Here is a 26,075-nt window from a genome sequence, read left to right as displayed (position 1 = left end):
ACTGGGGATCATGCGTATCGCCGTCGTGGCCCTCGGAAAGATCGGGCTCCCTCTCGCCGTCCAGTTCGCCTCTTCCGGTCACGATGTGGTCGGCGTCGACGTCAACCAGAGGGCCGTCGACCTGATCAACGCCGCGAAGGAGCCGTTCCCCGGCGAGGCCGAGCTGCAGGAGCGACTCGAGGAGCTGATCCCGGCCGGTCGTCTGCGTGCCACGACCGGTTACGCCGAGGCGATCCCCGGGGCTGACGCCGTCGTGCTCGTCGCGCCCGTGTTCGTCGACGACGAGACCTGGGAACCCGACTTCAAGTACATGGACGCGGCCACCCGCTCGCTCGCGGAACATCTGACGCCCGGCACCCTGGTCTCCTACGAGACCACCCTTCCGGTCGGAACCACGCGGAACCGTTGGAAGCCGATGCTCGAGGAGGGGTCGGGCCTCACCGAGGGTACGGACTTCTTCCTCGCCTACTCGCCGGAGCGCGTGCTCACGGGCCGTGTCTTCGCCGACCTGCGCAAGTACCCCAAGCTCATCGGCGCCCTCTCGGACGAGGGCAATCGTCGCGCCCGCGAGTTCTACGAGGCGGTGCTGCAGTTCGACGAGCGTCCCGATCTCGCTCAGCCGAACGGCGTCTGGGACCTCGGCAGCACCGAGGCCTCCGAGATGGCCAAGCTGGCCGAGACGACGTACCGTGACGTGAACATCGGGCTGGCCAACCAGTTCGGACTCTTCGCCGCCTCGCACGGCATCGACGTCTACAAGGTGATCGAGGCCTGCAACTCCCAGCCCTACAGTCACATCCACCGCCCCGGCATCGCCGTCGGCGGTCACTGCATCCCGGTCTATCCGCGTCTGTACCTGTCGACCGACCCCGATGCCGACATCGTGCGCGTGGCACGTCAGCTCAACGCCTCGATGCCGGAGCGCCTCGTCGCGCAGGCTGAGGGCATCCTCGGCGATCTGAGCGGGCAGCGCGCCGTCGTCCTCGGCGCGGCTTACCGCGGCGGCGTGAAGGAGACGGCCTTCTCCGGGGTGTTCCCGACGGTGAAGGCGCTGAAGGATCGCGGAGCCGATGTCGTGGTGCACGACCCGCTGTACAGCGACGACGAGCTGCGCGGCCTCGGCTTCGAGCCCTACGCCATCGGCGGCAAGGTCGATCTGGCCGTCCTGCAGACCGACCACGCCGACTACAAGGAGCTCACGCCCGCGCAGCTGCCCGGCATCAAGCTGATCGTCGACGGTCGCGCGGCCACCGACCCGGCGCTGTGGACCGGCACGCCGCGCATCGTCGTCGGCACCGCGGTCTGACACCGCACCTCGGCACCGGAAGCAGTACCGTCGCGCCCTGAGGTGGGTCGCCTCAGCCCAGGGCGGCGGTGATCTGAGAGGCGACGTGGTCGCTGATCACGCTCGGCCCTCCGAGTATCACGACGCGCTGCGGGTCGAGCCTTCGGAGTTCTGCGAGCACGGACGCAGGGGCATCGTGCGCCGGGGTGAGAAGGACGGGGCCGCCGAGACTGCCTCCGGCTGCCGCCCCGGCGAGGGCATCGGCGAAGTTCTCGCCGCTGGCGACGTACACGATCGGCACACGTGCGCCGGTGGCGAACGTCGCCTGAGACACGGAAACGGCCGTGTCGTACCGGGTCTGGCCGCCTCGGCGCTCGGTCGTCGCATCGTCGACACCGGTGGCGAGGCGCGCGCTCTCCAGCACGGCGTCGCTGAGGGAGCCGGTTCCTCCGAGCGCGATCACGGTAGACGGGGCGAGTCGCCGGAGGGCCGCCGCCGTCTGCGAAGGCAGGGTGTCCGGGGCGGTGAGGAACACCGGCGAATGCAGGAATCCTGCCGCTGCCGCTCCCGAGAGGGCGTCCGGATAGTCGGCGCCACTCGCGAGGAACACCGTGTCGGGGAACTCGAGGATCCACCAGGGCAGCATCGCGGCCGCGGTGGCGTACCTGTCCGCACCGCCGAAGCGGAAAGAGCCCTCTGTCGTGAGCGGTTCCAGTTGTCGCAGCACTGCGTCGCTCACAGCGCCCGTTCCGCCCGTCACGAAGACCGAATCGAGCTCGAGAGCGTCGACTTCCTGCGCCGTCACCGCAGGCAGGTACCCCGGCTTCGTGAGCAGGACAGGGCCGTCCATGAGCCCCGCGGTGGCAGCGGCGGAAAGGGCGTCGGGGAAGTCCACGCCGCTCGCGACGAAGGCGGTGATCACCCCGCCGTGCGAGAACGCATCGGCTGAGACCGCTGCCGCCGTCTCGTAGCGGTCGGCGCCGAAGATCCGCTCGACCGAGGTCTGCGTGTCCGTGGCCGCGGACGCGGCGGGGTGCGCGCCGAGAGGAGTGGCGACGGCGAGCGCGAGGGTCAGAGCGACGGTCGAGGAGCGCCATCGGGTTCGCGGGGACAAGGGGAGACCCTTTCGGTGCGGTGCGGTGCAGTGCGGTGCAGTGCGGAGAGCGGCAGAACGGTCGCGGCACGAAGAAACGCCGCGACCGTTCCGATCGGTCAGTCGATCGCGTTCGCGATGCGGTCCTTGACCGCGTCGCTCACGACCGCTGGGCCTCCGAGCACGACCACGCGGACCGGATCCAGTCGTTCGATCTCGGCGATGGTCGCGTCGCTGATCGTGTTCGGCTCGGTGAGCAGCACGGGTCCACCGAGGGCGCCAGCCGCCGCAGCCCCCGCGAGCGCGTCGGCGAAGTTCTGCCCGCTTGCGATGTACACCACGGGCACTCTCGGCGTGGTGAAGGTGCGACGGGAGATGTCGACCGCGGTGTCGTAGCGGCTGTCGCCCGACAGGCGCTGGATCGACGCGACGAATCCGCCAGCGGCCCGCTGCGCCTGGTCGACGACGGCCTGACTGACGGCGCCGTTTCCTCCGAGGATGACCAGCCTCGTCGGCCGGTGGTAGGCGAGGTACGCAGCCGTCTCCGGCGGGAGCGAACCCTGCTTGGTGAGCAGCACCGGAGCACCTTCGTACCCGGCCGCGGCAGCACCTGCCAGGGCGTCAGGGAAGTTCATCCCGTTCGCGAGATACACGGTACCGGTCGACTCCCACAGCGTGGAGATGAGGCCAGCGGTCTCGTATCGCGACGCGCCGGCGGCGCGATCGGAGCCCATGGTCGCGTACGGCGAGAGCTTGTTGAACACGGAGTCGCCGACGACGGCCTTCCCGCCGGCGGCGAAGAGGTACTCCGGCTTCAGCGCGGCGACCTCGGCCACGGTCCCGGCACTCACGCTGGTCGGTCGCGCGAGGAGCACAGGTCCGCCGAAGGTGCCCGCGGCCGCGGCCGCGGCCAGAGCATCAGGAAAGTTCAGGCCGTTCGCGATGAAAGTGACCGGCACGCCCTCGTAGGGGAAGGCGCTCTCGGAGACGCGCACAGCGGTCTCGAAGCGGTCGGCGCCGAACTGCCGCTCCACCCAGGTGTGCGTCGTGGTGAAGGACTGCACGGCGGAGAAGTCGCCGGTGCCGATGGCGTTGACCGCAGCGACGCGGAATCCGTAGGTGGTGTCAGGGGCGAGGTTGAAGAGGGTCGCGCCGAGCACGGGGGTGTCCGACACGAACTCCTCGATGACGGAGCCGCCGATGAGGATCTGCAGGTGGTACCCGGTGATCGTCGAACCGTTGTCTGCAGGCGCGGCCCAGGCGGCGTGAGCGTCGGTGGAGGTCACATCGCCGATGGTCACACCCGTGACGGCACCGGGCGCTTCCGCAGCGGCCAGCGCCTTCGGCTCCGCCGAGCGGTTACTCGAGACCGGGGTCTCGTCCAGCCGGAAGTGCGTTTCAGGCGGCGTCGAGGAGTCGGTCTGGTCGAGCTGCGGAAGCTCCTGGTCTCCCGCGGCTGCTGCGGCGAGCGGAGTCGACAGAGCGAGGGCGAGAACGGTCGCGGCAACGACGGCGCGACGGTGCGAACGTGTTTTCAAGGAGTCATCGTTTCTCTTCGAGGCGCCCGGAGAGCCCGGGGCCGTTGCGTGATCCTATCGTGCCGCGAGCCTGTCTCCATGGTGATCGGAGACGACGTCGTCACAGCTTCGAGCGGCGGTAGCCGGCGCTCTTCGCGGCGGCCTCCGTGCGGAAGCACTCCTCGGGGTTCGTGGCCGCGTAGTAGCGCCCGCCGGGCATGTGGTAGATCTTCTCCTTGGCTCCGATGTTCCCCTTGATCGGTGCCCAACTCGGGCAGTTCCAGCTGTCGACCGGGGTCGTGCGCACCGGATAGGAAATGGCCGAGGTCCGTCCGGAGAGCACCGAAGCCGACACGTAGCCGGGGTTGGAGCCGGTGATCCGCACGGAGATCTGCTTGCCCGCGTGCGCCGCGCTCAGTGCGAGTCGAGCCCCCGTCGCTCCGGACAGGGGGCTCCCGTTCGCAAGCCACTGGTACTGGAACGTCGTCCCCGCCGTCCACGTTCCGACGTTCGCCGTGAGCGAGCCGGTCACGTGGGCGGTGCCGGAGATCGTCGGAGTTCCCGCCGTGAGGCAACCCATGTTCGCGGCGGCCTGGGCGCCGACCACGGCGACACCTCCGAGCACCACTGTGCTGGGGGCGCCGAGTCGCTGCAGCGACAGGTGCGCGGATTCGGGCACACAGGCGGCGTTCGTGACGTAGACCGGGCTCTTGGTGCGTCCTGCCAGTGCGGCACCGGCCAGCGCGTCAGGGAAGTTCTGTCCCGTCGCGAGGAAGGCTGCGGGGGCCGATCCGGCGGAGAAGAAGGAATCGTTGATGAGTGCCGCGGTGTCGAACCTGCCGGCGCCGCCCAGCCGTTGGACGTCGTACGCGTTCGCGAGTTCCGCCTCGATGCCGGGGGAGACCGCACCCGCGCCTCCGACGATGGTCACCGCGGAGACGCCCAGAGCGTCGAGCAGGTCTCGAGTGTCGGTCGGCAGCGAGGCGGCTGCGCCGTCCACGAGGATGACCGGTGCTGACGTGGCACCCGCGGCGCCGGTGGCGGCGAGGGCGTCGGGGAACGTCCTTCCTGTCGCGATGAAGGCGTGGGTGGCTCCTGGGAAAACCCGGCGGACCAGCGCGTTTCCCGTCTCATATCGGGAGGCGCCCCCGAGCCGCTCCACCGGTGCGATCGCCGTGAGCGCGCGTTCGACGCCAGCACCGACCGCACCTTCGGAACCGGCGATGAAGATGGTCGCGGGGCTCAGCCGCGTGATCTCCGTACGCACGGCGGCGGGCAATGTCGTCCCGGGCGTGAGCAGCAGCGGTGCACCGAGACGTGCCGCGGCCGCGGCCGCGGACAGGGCGTCGGGGAAGTTCGCGCCGGTGGCGACGAAGACCGCATCCGTGCCCGCAGCGTACTTCTTCGACACGGCGATCGCCGTGTCGTAGCGGTCCTTGCCTGCGAGACGTGAGACGCCGGCGGGGAAGGAGATATCGGCTGCGGTGCCGGTCTCCGACGGTCGCGTGACGTCGGCGGACGCGCTCATCCCGGTCGTGGTGAGTAGAGAGGCAGCGAGGACGACCGCGGCGAGAGCAGCGGGTACCGCACGTCGGGACATGGGAACTCCATCTTGGGGTGAACAGGCTGCGGCGTTCCCGCATGCCGCTCAGCGTAGCGGTCGAGTACGCGCGCCTGGACAAACGGGGAGAGGGGGAGGGGACGCCGCGGTGGGACGGGCTCCCAGCCACGCGCCGATACCATGGGTGGCATGGATCTTCTCGTCGTCGGGTCGGGCTTCTTCGGCCTCACCATCGCTGAGCGTGCCGCCGAAGCGGGCCGCAAGGTAACTGTCATCGACCGCCGCCACCACATCGGCGGCAACGCCTACAGCGAGGCCGAGCCCGAGACGGGGATCGAGGTCCACCGTTACGGTGCGCATCTCTTCCACACCTCCAACGCGACGGTGTGGGAGTACGTGAACCGCTTCACGTCGTTCACGAACTACGTCCACCGGGTCTACACGACGCACAAGGGCACGGTGTTCCCGATGCCGGTGAACCTCGGGACGATCAACCAGTTCTTCCAGTCGGCGTACACGCCCGACCAGGCGCGCGCGCTGGTCAAGGAGCAGGCGGGCGAGTTCGACGCCAAGACGGCCGCGAACTTCGAGGAGAAGGGCATCGCTCTCGTCGGTCGCCCGCTGTTCGAGGCGTTCTTCCGCGACTACACCGCGAAGCAGTGGCAGACCGACCCGCAGAAGCTCTCCGGAGACATCATCAGCCGGCTCCCGGTGCGCTACACGTACGACAACCGCTACTTCAACGACACGTGGGAGGGGCTTCCCACCGACGGGTACACCGCGTGGCTGGAGCGGATGGCCGATCACCCGAACATCGAGGTCAAGCTGAACGTCGACTACTTCGACGACGCGCAGCCCCTCAGCAAGAAGGCGACCGTCGGGCAGGTCCCCGTGGTGTACACCGGCCCGGTCGACCGCTACTTCGACTATGCCGAGGGCGCGCTGAGCTGGCGCACGCTCGACTTCGAGCAGGAGGTGCTGAACGTGGGCGACTTCCAGGGCACGAGCGTCATGAACTACCCGGACATGGACGTGCCGTACACCCGCATCCACGAGTTCAAGCACTTCCACCCGGAGCGCAAGGACGTCTACGAGTCGGACAAGACCGTGATCATGCGGGAGTTCTCCCGCTTCGCGGAGCGGGAGGACGAGCCGTACTACCCGGTGAACACGCCGACCGACCGCGAGGGGCTGCTGGCCTACCGTGAGCTGGCCAAGGGCGAGCAGGACGTGCACTTCGGCGGACGCCTCGGCACGTACCAGTACCTCGACATGCACATGGCCATCGGCTCGGCGCTGTCGCTCTGGAACAACACTCTCTCCTAGACTCGACATCGTGAGTCACGCTGCTGTCGGGGCGCCCGGGACGCCCCGGCGCTATCTGCATTCGCTGTGGCTGCTGTCCGCCCGCGACCTCAAGGTCCGGTACGCGACGAGCTCCCTCGGCTACCTGTGGTCGATCCTCGATCCGCTCGTGATGAGCGCGATCTACTGGTTCGTCTTCACGCAGATCTTCCACCGGAGTGTCGGTGAGGACCCATACATCGTGTTCCTCATCGTCGCGCTGCTGCCGTGGGTGTGGTTCAACACCTCGGTGTCGGACTTCACGCGCGCGTTCAAGAAGGACTCCCGCCTGGTCAGGTCCACCGCCATCCCTCGCTCCATCTGGGTCAACCGCATCGTGCTGAGCAAGGGCATCGAGTTCCTGTTCTCCATGCCCGTGCTCGTCCTGTTCGCGGTGTTCAGCGGCGCACACGTGACCTGGATGCTGCTGTGGTTCCCCGTGGCGATCCTCATGCAGACCGTGCTCCTGGTCGGACTCGGCCTCCTCGTGGCGCCGCTGTGCGCCCTGTATGCCGATCTCGAACGCACGACCGCGCTCATCCTGCGGGCGCTCTTCTACGCTTCGCCCGTGATCTACAGCTTCCGCGACCTCCCCGCGCCCTTCGACATCATCGGGGCGTTCAACCCGCTCGCGGGCATCTTCACGCTCTACCGGGTGGGCTTCTTCCCCGACCTGTGGGAGCCGATGCCGGTTCTCGTCAGTGCGGTGATGTGCGTGGGCATCCTCGCGCTCGGGACGTGGACCTTCGGCCGCCTCGAGCGCCCCGTGCTGAAGGAGCTGTGATGGCACCCGCGATCGAAGTCCAGGGACTCGGCGTTCACTTCCGTCGGAACAGGCGAGGCCGCCGCAGCTTCAAGGACCTGTTCGCCGGAGCCTCGCGCCGGTCGCGTCCCGGCGAGTTCTGGGCGCTCCGCGACGTCTCCTTCACCGTGCAGCCAGGGGAATCCATCGGCGTCGTCGGGCGCAACGGACAGGGCAAGTCCACGTTGCTCCGGCTCGTCGCGAAGGTGCTGCTCCCCGATGAGGGCACCGTCGCGGTGAACGGGGGAGTCGCCCCCCTGATCGAGATCACCGGCGGGTTCGTCGGAGACCTCACGGTGCGCGAGAACGTCCGTCTGACCGCGGGCCTGCACGGGATGTCGCGCGACGAGGTCTCTCGCCGCTACGACGACATCATCGCGTTCGCGGAGCTCGCCGGGTTCGAGGAGACTCCGTACAAGCACCTCTCCAACGGGATGAAGGTGCGGCTCGCATTCTCGGTCGTGTCGCAGCTCGACGAGCCGATCCTGCTCGTCGACGAGGTGCTCGCCGTCGGTGACAAGGCGTTCCGTGACAAGTGCTACAAGCGCATCGACGAGCTGCTCGCCGAAGGGCGCACGCTCTTCTTCGTCAGTCACAACGAGCGCGACCTGCGACGCTTCTGCACCAGGGGGCTCTACCTCGACAAGGGTGCGTTGGCGCTCGACGCCCCGATCGCCGAGGTGCTCGACCGCTACAACGCCGACTACGCGGTGTAGCGAGCGCGACCCCGACGAGCCGCGGTCGCCTGCGGCTCAGAGTCCGACGAGTGTCCTCAGCTGCTGGACGGACGTGCGGGCGGCATCCACGGCGGCGGAGACGCCCGACTGGTTCGAGATCGCCGTGCGCAGTTGCGTGAGGCGCTCGCTGTACGCCGACACCCCGTCGTGCCAGGCTGCACCGATCGATGACGGCGGCCGGGCATCCGACAGCCCCTGGGCGTCGAGTTGGAGCGTGTCGACGACCGAGAGGGCGTCCTGCCCGCTCGATCCGGCGATGATGTCGAGGCCGCGAGGTGCGGCGCCCAGCGGGCCGCTCACGCGCTCGCGGAAGACCCCGAGGCTGGGGTCTTCGACCGGCGGTGGGGTCACCATCGGGGTCTGCGTCGGCTCCGGCACGGCGGAGGGCGTCGGAGAAGCGGTCGGGGTCGCCGTCGGGGTCGGCGACGCGGATGCGGAGGGCGAGGGGGAGGCGGACTCCGTCGGGGGCGTGCTCTCGCCGCGCGGCACCAGGAAGAAGAGGAGGGCTCCGACGATCGCGAGCGCCGCGACGACGAGTCCCACGATGAGCCAGACCCGCCCCGTCCTCTTCGGCTGCGGGGGCAGGGGAGCCCAGCGCAGCTCCGGCGCCTGTTCGTCCATCCGTCACGCCTCCAGAGGGGGCATGGGCTGCCAGGTGCGGTCACGGCCCGCCTTGCCGCCGTCGCGGATGCCGCGGAACAGGTTGCTCGTGCCACGCACGGTCCGCTCGACGAAGACGAGGCGGATGAGCTCCTTGAAGAAGGTCGCCGCGGTGCCGAGGCCGAACAGCACGGGGTTGTAGACGCCGTGGACACGGTAATACTGCTTGATGAAGCCGCGGTTGCGCATGATGTAGTAGCGGTAGGCGTTGCTCGACGCGTTCATGTGGCGGATGCCCATGTCCCACTGCTTGATCTCACGGGTGCGACGCAGCACGAACTCGTCGACGATCACCGCGGTCGTCAGGCGCGAGGCCAGCCACCCGTACATCTGGTCGTCCCAGTAGATGAAGAACCGGGGGTCGGGAAGCCCGATCTGCTGCACGATCGAACGGTGGATGAACATGCCCTCGAAGCATCCGCTGTTCATCTCCTTGTATCCGGTCTCGTCGAAGCCCGACGGGGCGAACGGGATCGGGATGCCCATGCGTTCGGCGATGCGGTACTGCCAGTAGAACTCGCTGCCGTCGTAGTCGAAGCGCCGTCCCTGGATGCTCTTGAACCGGCTGCTCCAGGCTCCCATCTTCGCGAGCCCCTCGGTGAGGACTTCGACGTCGTCGTCCATCATCCAGATCCACTCGGAGCCGAGTTCGTACGCGGTGCGCATCCCCTCGCTGAAGCCGCCGGAGCCGCCGGTGTTCGTGTCCAGCCGCCGGTACACGATCTCGGTGCCGATGTCGTCGCGGAACGACTCGACCACGTCGGTCGTGTCGTCGGACGAGGCGTTGTCGATGATCACGACGCGCCCAGGTTTCGGGTCCATCGCGGTGATGCTGGTCAGCAGGCCCGAGAGAAGGTGGGAGCGGTTGAAGGTGACGATGACGATCGTCGCGGCCTTCGGGTCGAATGCAGCGGGAGCCGCGGTCATGCCTTCTCCTCGAAGATCTTCTGCCAGGACTGGGGGGAGACGAGATCGGGGAGCGCCTGCCGGTACTGCTTCTGCAGCTCGGGCCAGCGGCGCCGCAACTCGGCGTGCAGTCGCAGCGTCTCTCGCAGCATCCGGCGGTACTTCGCGCGGTCACGCGTGTAGATGTTCTTGCCGGAGCCGTCGGCGGCGCTCACGAGGGCGCTGTCGAAAGCGGGGACGCGCCACCAGTGCGCATCCTCCTTGCCGAACTCGACCTCGGGTTGGGCGACGTTGGCGGGATGCGGCCGGTGCACGAAATGCGACGCGAGCGTGGCGAGGGTGAACCAGCGCAGCCGGAGCCCCTTCGGGTTGTCCAGATCGTTCTTGTCGAGCTGCTTGTACACCTGACGACCGCGCCGCGAGTGCAGCACCGTCGAGGGGTCGCGATGCACGACGGTCTCCGGGAAGTCGGCGGCGAGGGCACGCGCTGCGGGCATGGCGGTGGCGAGGTCTCGGCGCAGGTGCTCCGGACCGGAGAGCACATCCTTCAGCGCCCTGGCGCGCAGGGCAGCCGGGTAGTACTGCATCATCATGAGGTGCTTGAGGTCGACGCGCCGGCTGTGCACGATGAGACGACCGCCACGCGGGGCGTTCGAATGCAGCAAGCCCGCGACGATGCGGTTGCGGGCGTGGAAATACGCCTGCCAGTCGATCGTGTCGTCCTTGTTGACCCAGGCGACGTGCCAGAGCGCGACTCCCGGCATCGACACGGTCGGGAAACCCGCTTCTCCAGCGCGCAGGCAGAACTCGGCGTCGTCCCACTTGATGAAGGCCGGAAGCGACAGACCGACCTTCCGGACGGCATCGAGCGGGATGAGGCACATCCACCAGCCGTTGTAGTCGGCGTCCATACGCATGTGCAGGAGAGTGGACTGACGGAGGTTCGAGACGCCGAAGTCGTGCGGCATCTTCTCCTGGTAGAGGTTCCGCCACATGAAGGGGCCTTCGTCGACGACCTCGGCCCAGCCGTGCAGCTTGGGGCGGTCGAGCAGATCGAACATGTGGCCGCCGACGAGCAGCGGACTGGTCGCGTACTGACCGAACACGATCGAACGGCGCAGCGACTCGGGTTCGAGCCGGACATCGTCGTCGAGGAGCTGGACGAAGTCGCTCTCCGGGCGCTGCAGCGCCTCATGCATGGCGCGGGCGAAGCCGCCGGAGCCGCCCAGGTTGTCCTGCCGGATCACCTGGAGGGTCTCTCCGAGGCTCGCGGCGACGTCGTCGTAGCCGTCCTGGTCGGCGACGAGCCGGGTGCCCTGGTCGACCAGGAAGATCCGGTCGACGAACTCCAGCGCATCGGGGGATGCGGCCAGCGCGCGCAGCGTCTCGACGCAGTAGTCGGGCTTGTTGTAGGTCGTGATGCCGAGCGACGCCTTGCCGGTCCGTGCGGGCTCCTGCTCGGTGGTCCACACAGCGCCCTCGAGCACGGCCGGCTTCTCGTCGGCGACGATGTCGAACCAGATCCACCCGCCGTCGCTGTACTGCGTGAGCTCGAGGTCGAAGGACGTCGACGACTCGCCGGTGACCTCGCGGGTGGCGACGCGCTGGCGGACACCCGAACCGTTGGAGCGGTAGACCAGGATGGTCGCCGGTCCCGTGGTGCGCACGGTGAGGCGCACGTCGCGCACGCTCGTCCAGTGCTGCCAGTAGGAGGCGGGGAACGCGTTGAAGTAGGTCCCCAGCGAGACGCGACGCCCCGCCACGATCCGCGCGCGGTGGCGGCCGAGGATGTTTCCGAGGTGCGCGCGATTGGACACGCGCACGGGCTCGTTCTCGATCACGGACCACGTCTCCGGGTCGGCGTAGAGGGGAAGCAGATCGGGGTCGCGATCAAGTGGGAAGACGACGTTCTGAAGGACGTGAGCCACTGGGAGGTTCTCCGATGTTGATGCCGCAGGCCGCCGTCGGAGGACGGCGCGGGATTCGACGAGCAGTGAGTAGCCTACCGTCGATGACCTCTGGATCTGCGGAGAGCCTCCCTGCTGGCGACGAGACGCACTGGCTAGACTGACCGCGATGAAGGTACTGATCACCGGCGGTGCCGGCTACATTGGCGCGACTGTCGCGACGGCATGCATCGAGGCGGGGATCGAGGTGGTGATCCTCGACGATCTCTCCACCGGGCTCAAGGCCTTCGGCGAAGGACGCGATCTCTACATCGGCGACATCGCGGACCGTGGCGTGCTCGATAGGCTGCTGGCCGATCACCCCGACATCGACGCGGTCATCCACTGCGCAGCACGCATCGTGGTCCCGGAATCCGTCGCGGACCCGCTCGGCTACTACGACGCCAACGTCGGCAAGACGATCACGCTCCTGCAGGGTCTGCGCGACGCGGGGATCCCTCGGATCGTGTTCAGCTCCTCGGCGGCGGTGTACGCCGGGGAGTCCGGCGAGGGCGTGGACGAACACGGCAGCCTCGCGCCGGCGAGCCCGTACGCGGCGACCAAGGCGATGATCGAGCAGATCCTCGACGACTCCGCGAAAGCGGGGGACTTCCGTGCCATCGCGCTGCGGTACTTCAATCCGATCGGAGCGGACCCGCGGCTGCGCACCGGGTTGCAGAACCCGACCCCCACCCACGCCCTGGGCCGGATCATGCAGGCACGCGCGTCGGGAGAACCGTTCACGATCACCGGCACCGACTGGGCGACGCGGGACGGAACCGGGCTTCGGGACTACATCCACGTCTGGGATCTGGCCCTCGCGCATGTCGCGGCCGTGCAGAGGTTCGACCAGGTCGCCACGCCCGACGCGCCGTCTCAGGTGATCAACCTCGGCACGGGAGCGGGAGTGACGGTTCGCGAACTCATCAGTGCCTTCGAGCGCGTCACCGGAGAGCCGCTTCCCGTGGTCGAGGCCGCCCGCCGCCCCGGTGACCAGGCGGGTGCGTTCGCGATCGTGGACCGTGCGGCAGATGTGCTCGCCTGGCGTGCGGAGCGCTCGGTGGACGACGGCGTCCGCGACGCGATCGCCTGGGCGGAGAAGCTGCGCGCGCTGGGCTGAGGCCTTCCTCGCGTGTGCGCCGCTACTGCTGAGGGCGGAGAGTCGGGATCGCTCCGGTGTGCGCGGCATCGATGTTCTCGCGCCATGACCGTGACTGCCCCGCGCGCAGTGCGCAGAGCACCAGCATGAACCACCCCGCGCCCACCAGGGTGAAGCTCTCGAACATCGAGTCGACGGCGAGGGTGACGAGCATGATCGGGGTCCAGGCGTAGACGACGGACCGCCGAGCGCTCGCCACCAGCCACGAGCGGATCAGGGCCACTCCACCGAGCAGCAGGAACAGCACCAGGCCTGCCCAGCCGAGCTGGAGGAGAACGTCGAAGAAGGCGTTCAACGCGCTCTGGTGGTGGTCGTCGAGCTGGAAGTTGATGAACGTGAAGGGGAATTCGCCGCGCGCCCAATCGCCGAACCAGCCCCATCCCTGGATCGGCTTCAGGGCGACGAAGTCGAGGATCGTGTTCCACAGCGACGCCCGGATCGAGAAGTCTGACCCGGCGTCGAGGAGCGCGATGATCTGATGGCGGAACGCGAAGGCGATCACGAGAGCGAGCGCCACCATCGCTCCGAGCATCCATTGGACGACGTTGCGCCGGTGCGGCGCGGTGTGCCGCACGATCGTGAGGGCGAGCGTGACGATGCCGACCGCGACGGCGAGCACGAGCACGGTGGGGGAGGCGGAGAGGAACGCCAGCGCCCCGGCGAGCCCGATCGAGACGACGGCGAGCGGCGGTTCCACGGACTGCGTGCGCCACTCGATCACGAAGGTGATGAGCGCGATGACCGCGATGAATCCCAGCATGTTGCGGCTGCCGAACAGGCCCTGGATCGGACCGCCTGCCGCCAGATCGCCCTGGATGGAGAGGAACGTGAACGGGACGTCGAGCAGGATGCCCGAGAGGATCTCGAGTCCGAGCGAGGCGCCGAGGAGGACGCGCAACGTATCGCCGATCGCTCGCACGGTCTGCAGCGTGTCACGGATATGACCGATCGTGATCGCCAGGAACGCGAATCCGAACAGGGACATCCATCCGAAGAAGGTGTCGGAGCGATCCGTCGTCCACACCAGGCTCACGAGCGCCCAGCCGAGGAAGGCGAAGAGGGACGAGGGGGCGATCCTCAGCGGGGAGAGCTCGTCGCGACGGACCCAAAGGATCGCGGCGCCCAGCACGCACAGCACGGTGATGACCGTGGCAAGGGTGACGGCCGAGGCCATCCGCTCGATCGCGAAGGAGCCGAAGACGGCGGTCAGAGCGGCGAGGGTGAAGGCCCGCGCGAACTCCGCCGAGCCGAGGAGGCGCACGAGGGGACGCGCCGAAGTCACGGCACCCGCCGTTGCCGTGTGCCGCGTTCGAACACGAGGTCCCGTTCTCCGACGCCCACGAGCGGCACGGACTTGAGCTTGAACGACAGCAGGACCACGAGCAGCCAGCCCCACAGCATGATCGGGGTCGACTCGGAGAACCCCTGCACGAGCAGCACCACCGTGAAGAGGCTGGGGAGGAGAGTCAGCGGCGAGTAGGGCCGCCGTGCATCGAGGTCCCATCGCGGGCGGTCGACCGCGAAGAACCAGGACCGCCAGAGCAGACTCAGGTAGGCGACGCCCATCAGGATGACGCCGACGACGCCCAGCTGGAACAGCACGTCAAGCCACATGTTGTGGGCGTGGAAGACCGTGAGTCCGTGGTCGGTGATCCAGCGGTCGAACGCGGGGTCGGTGGGGATCCACGGGCTGGAGAAGCCGTTGCCGAAGATCGGGTGATCACTCACGCGCTCGAGGACCTTGGCCCAGATCAGGTCGGATCGGCCCGTCAGATCGGAGCTGCGCCCCACGAGGCCGAGCAGCTGATCGCGCAGCAGCCAGACGGCGGCAGCCGCCACGGCAGTGCCGCCGATCGCGATCACGTAGATGCGGGTTCGGGCACCGGGGGTGCGCGCCCGTCGCATCAGCAGGGCGACCACGAGGACCACCACCGCCGCCGCCGCGCACGCGAGAGCGGTGACCGAGGACGTGCGGAACAGGAAGTATGCCGCGAGGAGCATCCACAGTGCGAGCGTGGTGCGCCAGCGAGCGCGAGCGGCGAACAGCACCCCGAAGGTGATGATCGCGAACAGGGAGATGATCGCCAGCAGGTTCGCATTGCCCACGATGCCCTGGATGCGTCCACCGTCGAACAGGTTGTCGCGCACCCAGTACCACTGCGGGTCGATCTCCCCGTCCGGCAGAGTCACGAAGTTCGGCAGGAGCGGCCCGTGCAGCACGAGGGAGACCCACAGCTCGATCGCCAGCGAGAGGCCGAGGATCCACTTGAAAGCGGAGGAGAGCGCCCGGATGATCTCATGCCACGTGAGCGCGTGCGCGATGAACAGGCCGTTTGCGGTGACAGCCGCGAGCAGGACCCAGGTGATGAGCGTCGGCCCGGGCCACTGCGACCACGCGACCGACAGGAGGGCGAAGGCGACATAGCCGACTGCCGTCCACGGGAGGCGTCGCCAGCGGAACGGCTGCGGTCGGTGGCGAGTGAGCATCGGGACGCCGATGCCGAGCGTCGCGAGCGTGAACACGGCCAGGACGACGGCAGCACCCTCGATGCCGAGGAGGTTGTACACCGCGCTGTGCGCGAACGTCGTGATGAGCACGAGGATCACGTAGCCGCGCAGCAGGAGATGCCCCGTCGACTCGCGCTCCGGCGCCGAGGGCGGGGCTGTCACCGGGTGCTTGGTGTACTGGGCCATCGCGTTCAGGCTACCGCGCCACGCTCTTGGCATCCCTGAACGCCGCGACGCGGCTCTACGCTGGGGGACATGCTGCTGAGCCTGACGAATGAGCCCCGCGACTACGCCTGGGGCTCCGCCTCCCTCCTGGCCTCCCTCGAAGGGCGCGCGCCCACCGGTGCACCCGAAGCCGAGGTGTGGTTCGGAGACCATCCCGGTGACCCTGCCGACGTGGCGGGAGGCGGCACTCTCGACCAGATCACCGGTGGCTCCCTCCCGTACCTGCTGAAGCTGCTCGCCGCAGGGCAGCCGCTCTCGATCCAGGTGCACCCGACGGTAGCCCAGGCGAGGGCGGGTTGGGAGCGCGAACTCGGCCTCGCCGCCGACGACCCTCGGCGCAACTATCGCGACGACAACCACAAGCCGGAGCTCATCGTCGCGCTCAGCGAGAGGTTCGAGTCTCTGAGCGGTCTGCGGCCGATCGACGACACGATCTCCCTGCTCGGCCTCCTCGGCGGCGGCGAGGGAGTCGCGCGGTTGCGTGCGCGTCTCAAGTCAGCGGGCGACCCCCTGCGTGATGCGATCGGATGGCTTCTCGGCGGTGAGGCGCAGCGCGAGGTCGACCAGATCATCGAGGCGGTCGTCACGGCCTCCGAGCGCGATGACGCGGGGGAGTGGAGGACGACTCTCCGCGCGATCGCGGACGTCGCGAAGACCTATCCGCGCGACCCCGGGGTCGTCGTCGCCCTGCTCATGAACCACGTGGTGCTGCGCCGAGGAGAGGGGATCTTCCTGCGTGCCGGTCTGCTGCACGCGTACCTCTCCGGACTCGGGGTGGAGATCATGGCCGCGAGCGACAACGTCCTGCGCGGCGGCCTCACCCCGAAGCGCATCGATGTGCCGGAGCTCCTCGCCATCCTCGATACATCACCCGGTGAGGTGCCTGTGCTGCGGCCGGCGTCCGGGGAGGTCGTGACCGAGTACCCCGTTCCGGTGCCGGACTTCGCGTTGACCCGCATCACGCTCGACGGCGATCCGGTGGCGATCGACGTCGCCGGACCGACCATGGTCCTCGCCACCGCCGGCTCGGTCGTCGTCACGTCGGCGGCGGGCGAAGAAGTGGCGCTCGCGGTCGGGTCGACGGCATTCGCAAGCGCGGACGAATCCGTGCTCACCCTCTCCGGCGTCGGAGAGGCCTTCGTCGCGCGGCCGGGGCGGTGAGCGGGACCCCTACGCCGTGCCGCGACACGCCGAGGAATCGTCGTGAACCTTCAAGACTCGCTTGAGGGTTTACGATCCGCGACTTGACCGCAGCGAATGACACGGGTGTAATTAGTCATGCGCACGGCCCGCCAGGGGGGCGGATTGAAGGGTTGGAGGTCGAGATGACGGGTTACCGTTCGGAAGTGCCGGAGAACTGGTTCGTCGACCCGGTCAACCTCGGCGTCCCCGGTGTGCGTCGTGCTGACGCCACCGATGATGACAACGCTCTCGCCTGGCAGAGCGATGCTCTCTGCTCGCAGACCGACCCCGAGGCCTTCTTCCCCGAGAAGGGCGGCTCGACACGCGATGCCAAGCGCATCTGCACCACGTGCGACGTGCGCAGCGAATGCCTCGAGTACGCGCTCAACAACGACGAGCGGTTCGGTATCTGGGGCGGACTCTCCGAGCGCGAGCGTCGCAAGCTCAAGCGCCGCGCGAGCTGACGCTCGCCGTCGGGTTCCGGCAGCGACCTGCTGTCGGGGGCGCCGCGCGGTGGACGTGCTCGCACGGAGCACCTTCGTACATACCGGATCGCGTGGCTTCGCGGGCGCGCCGCATCCACTGCTCCGGCCCCACGCGGAGCGCGCATAGGCTGACGACGTCATGCCAGCCCGTGTTCACGCCATCATCGTCGCGCGCCCCGGATCCTCTTCCCGCGCGCAGCTCCTCCGCACTCTCGAAGCACTGCGCTCCCAGACCGCGCCCGTCGATGCGGTGACGCTCGTGATGTGCGGGGATGCCGCGTCCGCGCGGGAGAGCGAAACCGTCGCCGCGACGGTCGAGGGCATCATCGAGGCGCGCGCCACGACGTCCTTCGCCGAGGCGGTCGAACTCGCGAGACCTCGCGTGTCCGAAGGATCCGCGATCTGGCTGCTGGCCCAGGACACCGCTCCCCACCCTCGCGCCCTCGAGCGACTTCGCGGCATGTTGGAGCGCTCGCCCTCCGCGGCCGTGATCGCGCCGAAGCTGGTAGCGACCGACAACGACAGGGAGATCGTGTCGCTCGGGGTCAGCATGACAGCGCTGGGTCGCTCGGTCGAGCTCGCCGCCGGGGAACTCGACCAGGGACAGCACGACCGGATGGACGACGCGCTCGGATCCGACATCCGCGGCATCCTCATCCGTGGGGAGGTCCGTGACGCGCTGCGCCCCGATCCAGCGCTCGCGGGAGCCGACGAAGGACTCGACATCGGTGTGCGTGCGCGCTTGGGGGGCGGGCGCGTCGTGCTCGCGCCGAGTGCGAGGATCTCCGTGGCGCCCGACGGCCCCGCGGCCTTGCCGTCGGGCAGATTCCGTCGTGCCTACGTCACCCGGCTCGCGCAGCTGCACCGTCGTCTGGCCTATGCGCCGGCGACCGCGGTGCCTCTGCACTGGCTGAGCCTGCTCCCTCTCGCTCTCTGGCGCTCCGCCACCGACCTCATCGGGAAGCGGCCCGAGGCCGTCCTGCCGGAATGGGGCGCGGCCCTCACCGCGATGCTCCGGGTCGGCGCGGTCGCGCGGTCGCGGTCTCGTATCCGCGCGTTCCGCTCGTCCACCTGGGCGAGCATCGCACCGCTGCGGGTGACCTCGTCGGATCTGCGGCGACGCCTCGACGACGGTCACGGAAGCGAGGGTGGCGCCGTGAGCGAGCTCCGCTTCTTCTCCGGGGGCGGTGCATGGGTCGTGCTTGCGGCTCTCGTGGTCAGCATCGCCTCCTTCACGACGCTGCTGGCGTGGCCTGCGCTCGGCGGCGGAGGACTGCTGCCGTTGCGGCAGACCGTTGCAGCGCTGTGGAGCGACGCCGCGTGGGGGGTACGCGGGACCGCGGTCGACCTCATCGGTCCTGCTGATCCTTTCGCGGCTGTCGTGGCGGTGCTGGGCACCCTGTGGCCGGGCGCACCGTCGTTCGCCATGGTGCTGCTGTGGGTGCTCGCGCTTCCGCTCGCCGTGCTCGGCGGATGGTTCGCCGCGACCAGGGTGACCGACAGATCGGGGCTGCGGATCTTCGCCGGTATCGCGTGGGCCCTCGCGCCCACGTTCCTGACGGCGCTGGTCGATGGGCGCCCGACGGCGGTCCTGGTGCATCTGTTGCTGCCGTGGCTGTTCCACAGCGCGGTGGTGGCGCACCGTTCCTGGGGCGCGGCCGGGAGCGCCTCGCTCCTGCTCGCCGCCGTCAGCGCGTGCACACCGTCGTTGGTGCCCGCTCTCGTACTGCTCTGGGTGGTGGCGATGGGCATCGTGCTGGGCACCGCGCAGTTCCGCGGAGCGGCACGGCTGTTGTGGGTGCCCGTGCCGACGGCCGCCCTCTTCGCCCCTCTCGTGTTCTGGCAGCTCGCTCACGGGACGCCTCTGGCCCTGCTCGGCGATCCGGGGTCGATCTGGGCCGGACCGCAGGCTGCAGCGGACGCGGCGGGTCGCCTGGCGCTCGCCACCGGCTTCCCGACCACGGATCTCGCCGGCTGGATGTCGCTGCTTCCCGCCCCGATCGCCGCCTGGGCGCCCCTGCTGTGCGCGCCGATCGCACTCCTCGCCCTCGGTGCGGCGGTCGCCCCGAGATGGCGCGCCGGGATCACGCTCCTCGTCGTGGCGCTCGCGGGTCTCGCGACGGCTTTCCTCGCTGTCGGGATCACCGTGAGCTTCGCCCAGGGAAGCGGAGTGGCGATCTGGCCCGGTGCGGGACTCAGCCTGGCGTGGGCGGGGCTGTTGGGTGCCGCACTCGTCACACTGGACACGGCGATCACGCTTCCGCGGCTGCGCGCCGTCGCGACGGTCGTCGCGGCGGTCGCCCTCGGGATCTGCGCTGTTCCCGCGCTCACGGCGTTCCATACCGAGCGCTCTGTTCTCGCGAACGGACCGGAGTCGACCCTTCCTGCGTACGTTGCGGCCCAGGCCGCCGGCGACCGTGACGTCGCGACGCTCGTGCTGACCCCCCAGAACGACGGCGGTCTCGCGGTCGAGGCCGTGTGGGGCGCGAGCGAGACGCTCGGGTCGCAGTCGACCATGATCTCCACAGCGGTCGACCCGCAGGGCGCCGACATCTCGACTCTCGCGGTCGACCTCCTGTCCGCTCGCGACTTCGACGCGCCGGGCGAACTCGCCGCGGCTGGGATCAGCTACGTGCTGGTCGCGCAGATCCCCGGCGGCGAAGCGGACAAGGCTCGCACCCTCCGCACCACGGCGATCGCATCGATCGATCAGCGTCCCGGCCTGGTTCACGCCGGGACGACCGATCGCGGCGTCCTGTGGCGGCTCGAGGCCGACGTCGACGTCGCCGGCCCAGCGAGCCTCACGGACGCGCAGCAGGGCAGCGCTCGTCTCGTGATCACCATCCAGCTGATGGCGGTGCTGGCGGCGCTGCTGCTGGCGATCCCGACGCGTGCCTCGCGGCGAGCGGCACGGGCCCGATCGCGTATCGTCGGCCGCGCCCCCGACGAGCCCCTCGTCCTGCCACGGCATGCGGAGGACAGGGCGTCGCTGGATGAGGAGGCCCCCGTGGGTGTTGTCGACGACCCGCAGGACGAGGCTGCACTGAACGACGAGGCGCTCGCACCGATCGCCGAGCCTGTCGATGAGCCGTCCGACCCGGCGGAGTCGTCTCCGCCGTCGGACGATGTCGATGAACCGAGGCCGACGGCCGTGGAGGAGGACCGATGAGCGGCTCTCGCGCTTTCCGCGTCGCGGCGACGAGTGCTCGCGTCGTGACGGGGCTCGTCGTGATCGCCGCGTGCGTCGTCGGCGTCGCGGCAGCGGTGCATGCACCGTGGCCGATCATCGGCCATGACCCGGCTCAGGTCGAGGTGACCCCGCTCCCTGGCGACAACATCCTGGTGTGCAACGGCGACATGCGTGCGCTCGGACGCGACGCGGCAGATCCGTTGAGCATGGTCTCGGCCGGGCGACCCGGCATCACCACCGGGGGAACCTCGGGTGATCCGTCCTCCGTACCACTGGCGGTCCCGGATCTGCCCGGTGCGGGAGAGGTGCGCGTGCTCACAGGGGCGGTGGAGGGGCGTTCCGCGCCGTTGATCGCCGCGTCCGAGTCGGCGACGCTCGCGGCCGACGACCTCGCCGGATACGCTGCCGCGGCATGCGGCACGCCGCGGCTCGACTCGTGGCTCGTGGGCGGCAGCACGGACACCGGCACCGAGGACATCGTGATCCTGACCAATGCCGCAGAGGTTCCGTCGACTGTGACGCTCACGGTGTACGGCGAGACCCGCGGAACGCGCACCGTCGTGGTCCCCGCACGGACGCAGGTCGCTCTTCCGCTCACCTCTGTCGCTGCGGGCACCGCCGCCCCCGTCGTCCGCGTCGAGGCCACCGGCGCACCGGTGCGCGCCGTGCTCCAGTCGTCGCTCGTGCAGGTCCTCGACCCGGCAGGGATCGACCTGCAGGATGCGGTGCCCGGTCCGCAGCAGCGGCTCGTGCTCTCCGGGGTGCAGGTGTTCGCCGCGAACGGGGACGACGCGGAGATGGCTGTCCTGCGGGTGCTGTCCCCTGGGGCCGACGCCCGCGTGCAGGTCAGGGTCACACCCGAAGGTTCATCGAGCGCCGTTGACGAGTTCACCGTTCCGCTCGAACCCGACATGCCGGCCCAGGTGTCGCTCAGCGGCCTCGAACCCGGGGCGTACACGGTCGATGTCGTGGCCGATGCGCCGGTCGTGGCGGCTCTGCGCCAGCAGGACGGGTTCGGTCAAGGGTCCGATTTCGCGTGGGTGACTCCGGCTCCGGAGATCGACGACGACGTCCTCTTCGCCGTGCCGTCGGGTCCCTCTCCCCGGGTCCAGGTGGTCAACGCATCGGACCAGGACGCGACGGTGACGCTCGAGGCCCTCGACAGCGGGCAGCCGGAAGAAGTCACCGTGGCGGCGGGGCAGAGTGTGGGGCTCGATGTCGATGCCCGTGAGACGTATCTGCTGCGCACCACGGCGCCGATCCACGCCACTGTGACCTTCACCGCCCCTGGTGCGCTGGCGGTGCTTCCCGTGCAGGCGAACGCGGGTGTCGAGAAGGCGATAACCGTCTACCCCTGAGGCTGCCCAGGTTTCGGTCGGGACAGCGGCGCATCGTCAGTGCTCGTGACCGAGGTCCCACGGTTCGCGGCCGACGTACTCGGCGGCGGCACGGAACACGGCGCTCTCGATCGCCATCCGGCGGTGCGCGGCGTCGTCGTGCCCCGGAGGCAGCAACCGTTCGATGGGAAGCCGGAAGAGCACGATTCGTCCGTGTTCCCGATCGAGATACCAACGAGGGACTTCTTCGGTCGCGTCGAACCCGGGGATCGCACCGATCTCGAAGCGGACGTCCTGCAGTTCCGGCCAGGTCCCGCGGAGGAACTCGACGGCCGTGCTCACGGTCAGGTCGAAACGGTCGATGCGTCCGTCGAGCGGCGCGAGGGGAGGCCGGACGACCTCGCTGCGGCCGAGCCGCCCGTGGCGTCCGTGCCGTGCACCGCGCCGAGGAGCGGCGGAGGCATGGGCGGCGCGACGACGGGGCATGACGAAAGTCTAGGCGGTGCCTGCGTGCGCGGCGCGGCATCCCGATCGAAGGACTCGAGGGCCGTACTCTGACGGAGATGGACGGACGACTGTGCTCGAAGGTCGGCTGCGCGCGAGAGGCCGTGGCCACCCTCACCTACGACTACGGGGACCAGATGGCGGCGCTCGGCCCGCTCGGCGCCGCGAACGATCCCCAGGCCCATGACCTGTGCTCTCCGCATGCCGACCGACTCTCGGTGCCGGCGGGGTGGCTCGTCGTGCGCCACGAAGCTCTCCGCGCCTGAGCAGCTCGCGTCGGACACACACGCGAGTCCGACTGCGGCGTGATGGAAGAATGGGGAGATGCCTGAGCTCGAGTACCGCGTCGCCGACCTGTCCCTCGCCGAATCCGGCCGCCACCAGCTGCGTCTCGCCGAGAACGAGATGCCGGGGCTCATGGCACTGCGCGAGGAGTTCGGGGCGGCCCAGCCCCTGAAGGGCGCCAGGATCGCGGGATCCCTCCACATGACCGTGCAGACCGCCGTGCTGATCGAGACCCTCGTCGCGCTCGGCGCCGAGGTGCGCTGGGCGAGCTGCAACATCTTCTCGACCCAGGACGAAGCAGCCGCTGCGGTCGTGGTCGGCCCTCGAGGCACGGTCGACGCCCCGGCGGGCGTGCCCGTCTTCGCGTGGAAGGGCGAGACGCTCGAGGAGTACTGGGCATGCACCGAGCAGATCTTCGACTGGTCGGCATCGGGCGTCGACGGCCCGAACCTCATCCTCGACGACGGCGGGGATGCGACGCTGCTCGTGCACAAGGGCGTCGAGTTCGAAAGGGCCGGAGTCGTGCCCGACACCGCCGAGGAGGACTCGCACGAGTACGGGATCATCCTCGATGTCCTCCGCCGCTCGCTCGCCTCGTCCTCCGACCGCTGGACGAAGCTCGCGGCGGGGCTGATCGGCGTGACCGAGGAGACGACCACCGGCGTGCATCGGCTGTACGAGCTCGCAGCAGCCGGCGACCTGCTGTTCCCGGCGATCAACGTCAACGACTCCGTCACCAAGAGCAAGTTCGACAACAAGTACGGCATCCGGCACTCGCTTCCCGACGGACTCAACCGCGCGACGGATGTGCTCATCGGCGGCAAGGTCGCTTTCGTCTGCGGCTACGGCGACGTGGGCAAAGGGGCGGCCGAAGCCCTGCGCGGTCAGGGCGCCCGCGTGATCGTGAGCGAGGTCGACCCGATCTGCGCGCTGCAGGCGGCGATGGACGGGTTCCAGGTGGCGCGACTGATCGACGTCGCGGGCGAGGTCGACATCGTGGTCACCGGAACGGGCAACCGCGATGTCGTCACGACCGAGCACCTGCAGGCGCTGAAGCACCTGGCGATCGTCGCCAACGTCGGCCACTTCGACAACGAGATCGACATGGCGGGCCTCGAGGCGTTGGAGGGCGTCGAGAAGGTCGAGATCAAGCCGCAGGTGCACGAATGGCGTTTGCCGAGCGGACGCAGCGTCCTGGTGCTCAGCGAGGGTCGACTGATGAACCTCGGCAATGCGACGGGCCACCCGTCCTTCGTCATGAGCGCGTCGTTCACGAACCAGGTGCTGGCGCAGCTCGAGCTCTACACGAACATCGCGGCCTACCCGACGGGGGTGTACGTGCTGCCCAAGGCGCTCGACGAGAAGGTCGCGCGCCTGCATCTCGATGCACTGGGCGTGCAGCTGACCACGCTCACCGACGCGCAGGCGGCGTATATCGGAGTTCCGGTGGACGGCCCCTACAAGCTCGAGCACTACCGCTACTGATCCGACTCCGGTGCGGCCTGAGGGGTGATCAGACGCCGATCCGTCGGCCTGTGAGCCTCTCGGTCCGACGGTCGGCGTTCTCCAGCGCGCGTCGCTCGCGCTCTCTGCGCAGCACCGTGATTCCCATGAGCACCTGCTCGGGCGGAACGGGCGGGACCGGCGAGACGAACGGGGTCGCCTCGGTGAGCAGATCGAGGGCGACGCGCGCGCGGGCGTCGGGGAGCATGCGCGGTGCGCTCACGAGGAACTGCGAGATGCGACGAGCGAGTCGATCCGGCATACGCGCGACATCGGCGACCTGAGCCCACCCCGTCAGCGCAGGCGGGAGCGCCGGGGCGTGCGAGGGGAGCGCGGGCGTGCGCACGCGCTGACTGTAGGTGCCGGCGACCAGATCGCCCAGACGCTGCGATCGTGCGTTGAACGCCCCGGTCAGCACCGCGAGGCCCCCGAAGGTCATGTAGATCTCCAGCACACCGAGGAGGGCCCGGATGAACGCGTGACGGAAGCCTGCGGCACCTCCGTCGACACGGACGATGCGCCCGCCGACGGCGAGCTTGCCGAGGCTGCGGCCCTTCAGCGCCACCTCCATCGTGATCGGCAGCACCACGAAGCTCACGACGAGCGCCGCGACCGTCGCGATGCGGTCGGTGGCCTCATCGAGTACACCGGCGTCGAGGAGCCAGATGCGGAGGAAGAGCCACAGGATGAAGACCGCGTAGCCGACGATCATGTCGATCGCGGCGCCGAGCGCTCGCAGCAGGAAGCCGACCGGTTGCACGTCGATCGCGACGGCTTCGCCGGAGAGCACCTCGTCGGAGACGTCGATCGGGACGGACATGAGTACAGTAAATCAGGTGGATGCCGATGCGCTGACCGATGCACGCCGCACCGAATGGGAGCGGCTCGAGGAGCTCAGCCGTGCGCGCCTCGACGGTGCAGGAGTCGACGAGCTGATCGTGCGTTATCGCGCAGCCTCGGCCGACCTCGCGGAGCTGAAGACGTCGGTGGGCGACACCCCGCAGGGGGCGTACCTCTCGACGATCCTGGTGCGCGCCAGACTGCGCCTGACCGGAGCGTCCGACAGCATCCTGACCCAGACCGCGCGGTTCTTCCGGCTGCAGCTGCCCGCCGCGCTCTACCGCCTGCGGTGGACGACCCTGGTCATCGCGGTCGCCTTCATCGCGGTCGCCGTCGGCACCGCAGCCTGGATCGCGAGCGACCTGGCACTCGTGGCGACTCTCGGCCCGCCCGCCGCGCTCGAGCAGTACGCGGACGAGAGCTTCACCGGGTATTACACCGAGAACCCCGCAGCGACGTTCATGGGCATGGTCTGGACCAACAACGCGTGGATCGCGATGCAGTGCGTGCTCTTCGGCGTGACCGGCATCTGGCCGGTGTACATGCTCGTGCAGAACGCCATGGGGATCGGCACCGCCGGCGCGGTGATGGCGGCCCATGACAAGGCAGACGTCATGGTGCTGTACATCCTGCCGCACGGAATGTTGGAGATGACCTGCATCTTCGTCGCCGCGGCCGCGGGACTGCACGTGTTCTGGGCCTGGGTGGCTCCCGGCCGCCGTTCGCGTGGAGAGGCGCTCGCGGAGCAGGGAAGGGCGCTCGCCACGGTCGCGATCGGGTTGGTGTTCGCTCTGCTCCTCGCTGGCCTCGTGGAGGGTTTCGTCACCGGCTGGGCTCTGCCGTGGCCGGTGAAGATCGGCATCGGCGCGGCGGCGCTCGCCGTGTTCCTCATCTACATGCTCGTCGTCGGAGGCCGAGCCCATCGACAGGGCGAGACCGGCGACCTGGTCGAGTACGAGGCGGGCACCCCGCGTCTCGTCGCGGGCTGAGCCTCTTCGTCAGCCGC

The 26,075-nt window shown here is 69.1% G+C and carries 22 protein-coding genes; 12 read left to right on the top strand and 10 right to left on the bottom strand.

The genetic code is table 11. From position 1 onward, the window contains the following. Positions 1-10: 10 nt before the first annotated feature. On the top strand, positions 11-1,306 hold the full coding sequence (locus AB0E56_RS13845) for a nucleotide sugar dehydrogenase (RefSeq protein ID WP_359799802.1): 1,296 nt from the start codon (positions 11-13) through the stop codon (positions 1,304-1,306). A 52-nt stretch (positions 1,307-1,358) separates the two neighbouring features. Here AB0E56_RS13845 and AB0E56_RS13840 read toward each other — a convergent pair whose 3' ends face one another. The 3 genes from AB0E56_RS13840 to AB0E56_RS13830 form a co-directional block, all read right to left on the bottom strand. Further along, positions 1,359-2,399, bottom strand: coding sequence for a cell wall-binding repeat-containing protein (locus AB0E56_RS13840; RefSeq protein WP_359799799.1), 1,041 nt, complete (start codon positions 2,397-2,399; stop codon positions 1,359-1,361). Positions 2,400-2,497: 98 nt separating this feature from the next. Then, complete coding sequence (locus AB0E56_RS13835; protein ID WP_359799797.1) at positions 2,498-3,916, bottom strand: cell wall-binding repeat-containing protein; 1,419 nt, start codon at positions 3,914-3,916, stop codon at positions 2,498-2,500. Between the two features lie 100 nt (positions 3,917-4,016). After that, positions 4,017-5,495 (bottom strand): cell wall-binding repeat-containing protein, encoded by a 1,479-nt coding sequence (locus AB0E56_RS13830; protein ID WP_359799795.1) that lies wholly within the window; start codon positions 5,493-5,495, stop codon positions 4,017-4,019. A gap of 150 nt (positions 5,496-5,645) precedes the next feature. Here AB0E56_RS13830 and glf point away from each other — a divergent pair, with 150 nt between their 5' ends. Genes glf through AB0E56_RS13815 form a run of 3 tightly spaced genes read left to right on the top strand, consistent with a single transcriptional unit; the run spans position 5,646 to position 8,318 of the window. After that, positions 5,646-6,782 carry a UDP-galactopyranose mutase gene (gene glf / locus AB0E56_RS13825; RefSeq protein ID WP_359799793.1) on the top strand — a complete coding sequence of 379 codons (1,137 nt, stop codon included), beginning with the start codon at positions 5,646-5,648 and terminating at the stop codon, positions 6,780-6,782. A 10-nt stretch (positions 6,783-6,792) separates the two neighbouring features. Further along, positions 6,793-7,584 carry an ABC transporter permease gene (locus AB0E56_RS13820; RefSeq protein ID WP_359799791.1) on the top strand — a complete coding sequence of 264 codons (792 nt, stop codon included), beginning with the start codon at positions 6,793-6,795 and terminating at the stop codon, positions 7,582-7,584. Beyond that, positions 7,584-8,318: an ABC transporter ATP-binding protein gene (locus tag AB0E56_RS13815; protein ID WP_359799789.1), complete on the top strand. Its 735-nt coding sequence runs from the start codon at positions 7,584-7,586 to the stop codon at positions 8,316-8,318. Before AB0E56_RS13820 ends, AB0E56_RS13815 begins: the two co-directional genes overlap by 1 nt. Before the next feature lie 36 nt (positions 8,319-8,354). Here the strand turns inward: AB0E56_RS13815 and AB0E56_RS13810 are convergent, their stop codons facing one another. The 3 genes from AB0E56_RS13810 to AB0E56_RS13800 are packed head-to-tail and all read right to left on the bottom strand — an operon-like array spanning position 8,355 to position 11,833. Beyond that, the gene (locus AB0E56_RS13810; RefSeq protein WP_359799786.1) at positions 8,355-8,960 is read right to left on the bottom strand and encodes a hypothetical protein; all 606 of its coding nucleotides are present in this window, start codon (positions 8,958-8,960) and stop codon (positions 8,355-8,357) included. 3 nt (positions 8,961-8,963) lie between these two features. Further along, positions 8,964-9,926 (bottom strand): glycosyltransferase, encoded by a 963-nt coding sequence (locus AB0E56_RS13805; protein WP_359799784.1) that lies wholly within the window; start codon positions 9,924-9,926, stop codon positions 8,964-8,966. After that, positions 9,923-11,833, bottom strand: coding sequence for a glycosyltransferase (locus AB0E56_RS13800; RefSeq protein ID WP_359799781.1), 1,911 nt, complete (start codon positions 11,831-11,833; stop codon positions 9,923-9,925). Before AB0E56_RS13800 ends, AB0E56_RS13805 begins: the two co-directional genes overlap by 4 nt. Before the next feature lie 148 nt (positions 11,834-11,981). On the opposite strand from AB0E56_RS13800, the gene galE reads away from it, so the two are divergent. After that, complete coding sequence (gene galE, locus AB0E56_RS13795; RefSeq protein ID WP_359799779.1) at positions 11,982-12,971, top strand: UDP-glucose 4-epimerase GalE; 990 nt, start codon at positions 11,982-11,984, stop codon at positions 12,969-12,971. 22 nt (positions 12,972-12,993) lie between these two features. On the opposite strand, the gene AB0E56_RS13790 is transcribed toward galE, so the two are convergent. Together AB0E56_RS13790 and AB0E56_RS13785 are read right to left on the bottom strand one after the other, a co-directional pair. Beyond that, complete coding sequence (locus AB0E56_RS13790) at positions 12,994-14,292, bottom strand: O-antigen ligase family protein (protein WP_359799777.1); 1,299 nt, start codon at positions 14,290-14,292, stop codon at positions 12,994-12,996. Next, positions 14,289-15,704 (bottom strand): O-antigen ligase family protein, encoded by a 1,416-nt coding sequence (locus tag AB0E56_RS13785; protein WP_359799774.1) that lies wholly within the window; start codon positions 15,702-15,704, stop codon positions 14,289-14,291. Before AB0E56_RS13785 ends, AB0E56_RS13790 begins: the two co-directional genes overlap by 4 nt. Before the next feature lie 69 nt (positions 15,705-15,773). Between AB0E56_RS13785 and manA the strand changes: the two genes are divergently transcribed. From manA to AB0E56_RS13765, 4 genes are all read left to right on the top strand, one after another. Next, complete coding sequence (manA, locus tag AB0E56_RS13780; protein ID WP_359799772.1) at positions 15,774-16,904, top strand: mannose-6-phosphate isomerase, class I; 1,131 nt, start codon at positions 15,774-15,776, stop codon at positions 16,902-16,904. Positions 16,905-17,068: 164 nt separating this feature from the next. Further along, on the top strand, positions 17,069-17,389 hold the full coding sequence (locus AB0E56_RS13775) for a WhiB family transcriptional regulator (RefSeq protein WP_274601226.1): 321 nt from the start codon (positions 17,069-17,071) through the stop codon (positions 17,387-17,389). 160 nt (positions 17,390-17,549) lie between these two features. Next, entirely contained in the window at positions 17,550-20,579 is a 3,030-nt protein-coding gene (locus AB0E56_RS13770; RefSeq protein WP_359799769.1) for a glycosyltransferase, read from the top strand. After that, the gene (locus AB0E56_RS13765) at positions 20,576-21,958 is read left to right on the top strand and encodes a DUF5719 family protein (RefSeq protein ID WP_359799767.1); all 1,383 of its coding nucleotides are present in this window, start codon (positions 20,576-20,578) and stop codon (positions 21,956-21,958) included. Before AB0E56_RS13770 ends, AB0E56_RS13765 begins: the two co-directional genes overlap by 4 nt. 36 nt (positions 21,959-21,994) lie before the next feature. Here AB0E56_RS13765 and AB0E56_RS13760 read toward each other — a convergent pair whose 3' ends face one another. Further along, complete coding sequence (locus AB0E56_RS13760; protein ID WP_359799764.1) at positions 21,995-22,423, bottom strand: metallopeptidase family protein; 429 nt, start codon at positions 22,421-22,423, stop codon at positions 21,995-21,997. A gap of 77 nt (positions 22,424-22,500) precedes the next feature. Between AB0E56_RS13760 and AB0E56_RS13755 the strand changes: the two genes are divergently transcribed. Next, entirely contained in the window at positions 22,501-22,707 is a 207-nt protein-coding gene (locus AB0E56_RS13755; protein WP_021199833.1) for a DUF3499 family protein, read from the top strand. A 58-nt stretch (positions 22,708-22,765) separates the two neighbouring features. Then, positions 22,766-24,211, top strand: a complete 1,446-nt coding sequence (ahcY, locus tag AB0E56_RS13750; protein ID WP_359799760.1) for an adenosylhomocysteinase — start codon at positions 22,766-22,768, stop codon at positions 24,209-24,211. A gap of 28 nt (positions 24,212-24,239) precedes the next feature. Here ahcY and AB0E56_RS13745 read toward each other — a convergent pair whose 3' ends face one another. Continuing rightward, entirely contained in the window at positions 24,240-25,049 is an 810-nt protein-coding gene (locus tag AB0E56_RS13745) for an RDD family protein (RefSeq protein ID WP_359799758.1), read from the bottom strand. Between the two features lie 16 nt (positions 25,050-25,065). Here AB0E56_RS13745 and AB0E56_RS13740 point away from each other — a divergent pair, with 16 nt between their 5' ends. Beyond that, positions 25,066-26,058: a stage II sporulation protein M gene (locus tag AB0E56_RS13740; protein ID WP_359800067.1), complete on the top strand. Its 993-nt coding sequence runs from the start codon at positions 25,066-25,068 to the stop codon at positions 26,056-26,058. The last annotated feature ends 17 nt before the right edge of the window (positions 26,059-26,075 follow it).

The sequence above is a fragment of the Microbacterium sp. NPDC028030 genome (assembly GCF_040637855.1).
Classification (GTDB): domain Bacteria; phylum Actinomycetota; class Actinomycetes; order Actinomycetales; family Microbacteriaceae; genus Microbacterium.
This window is presented reverse-complemented; position numbering and strand designations above follow the sequence as displayed.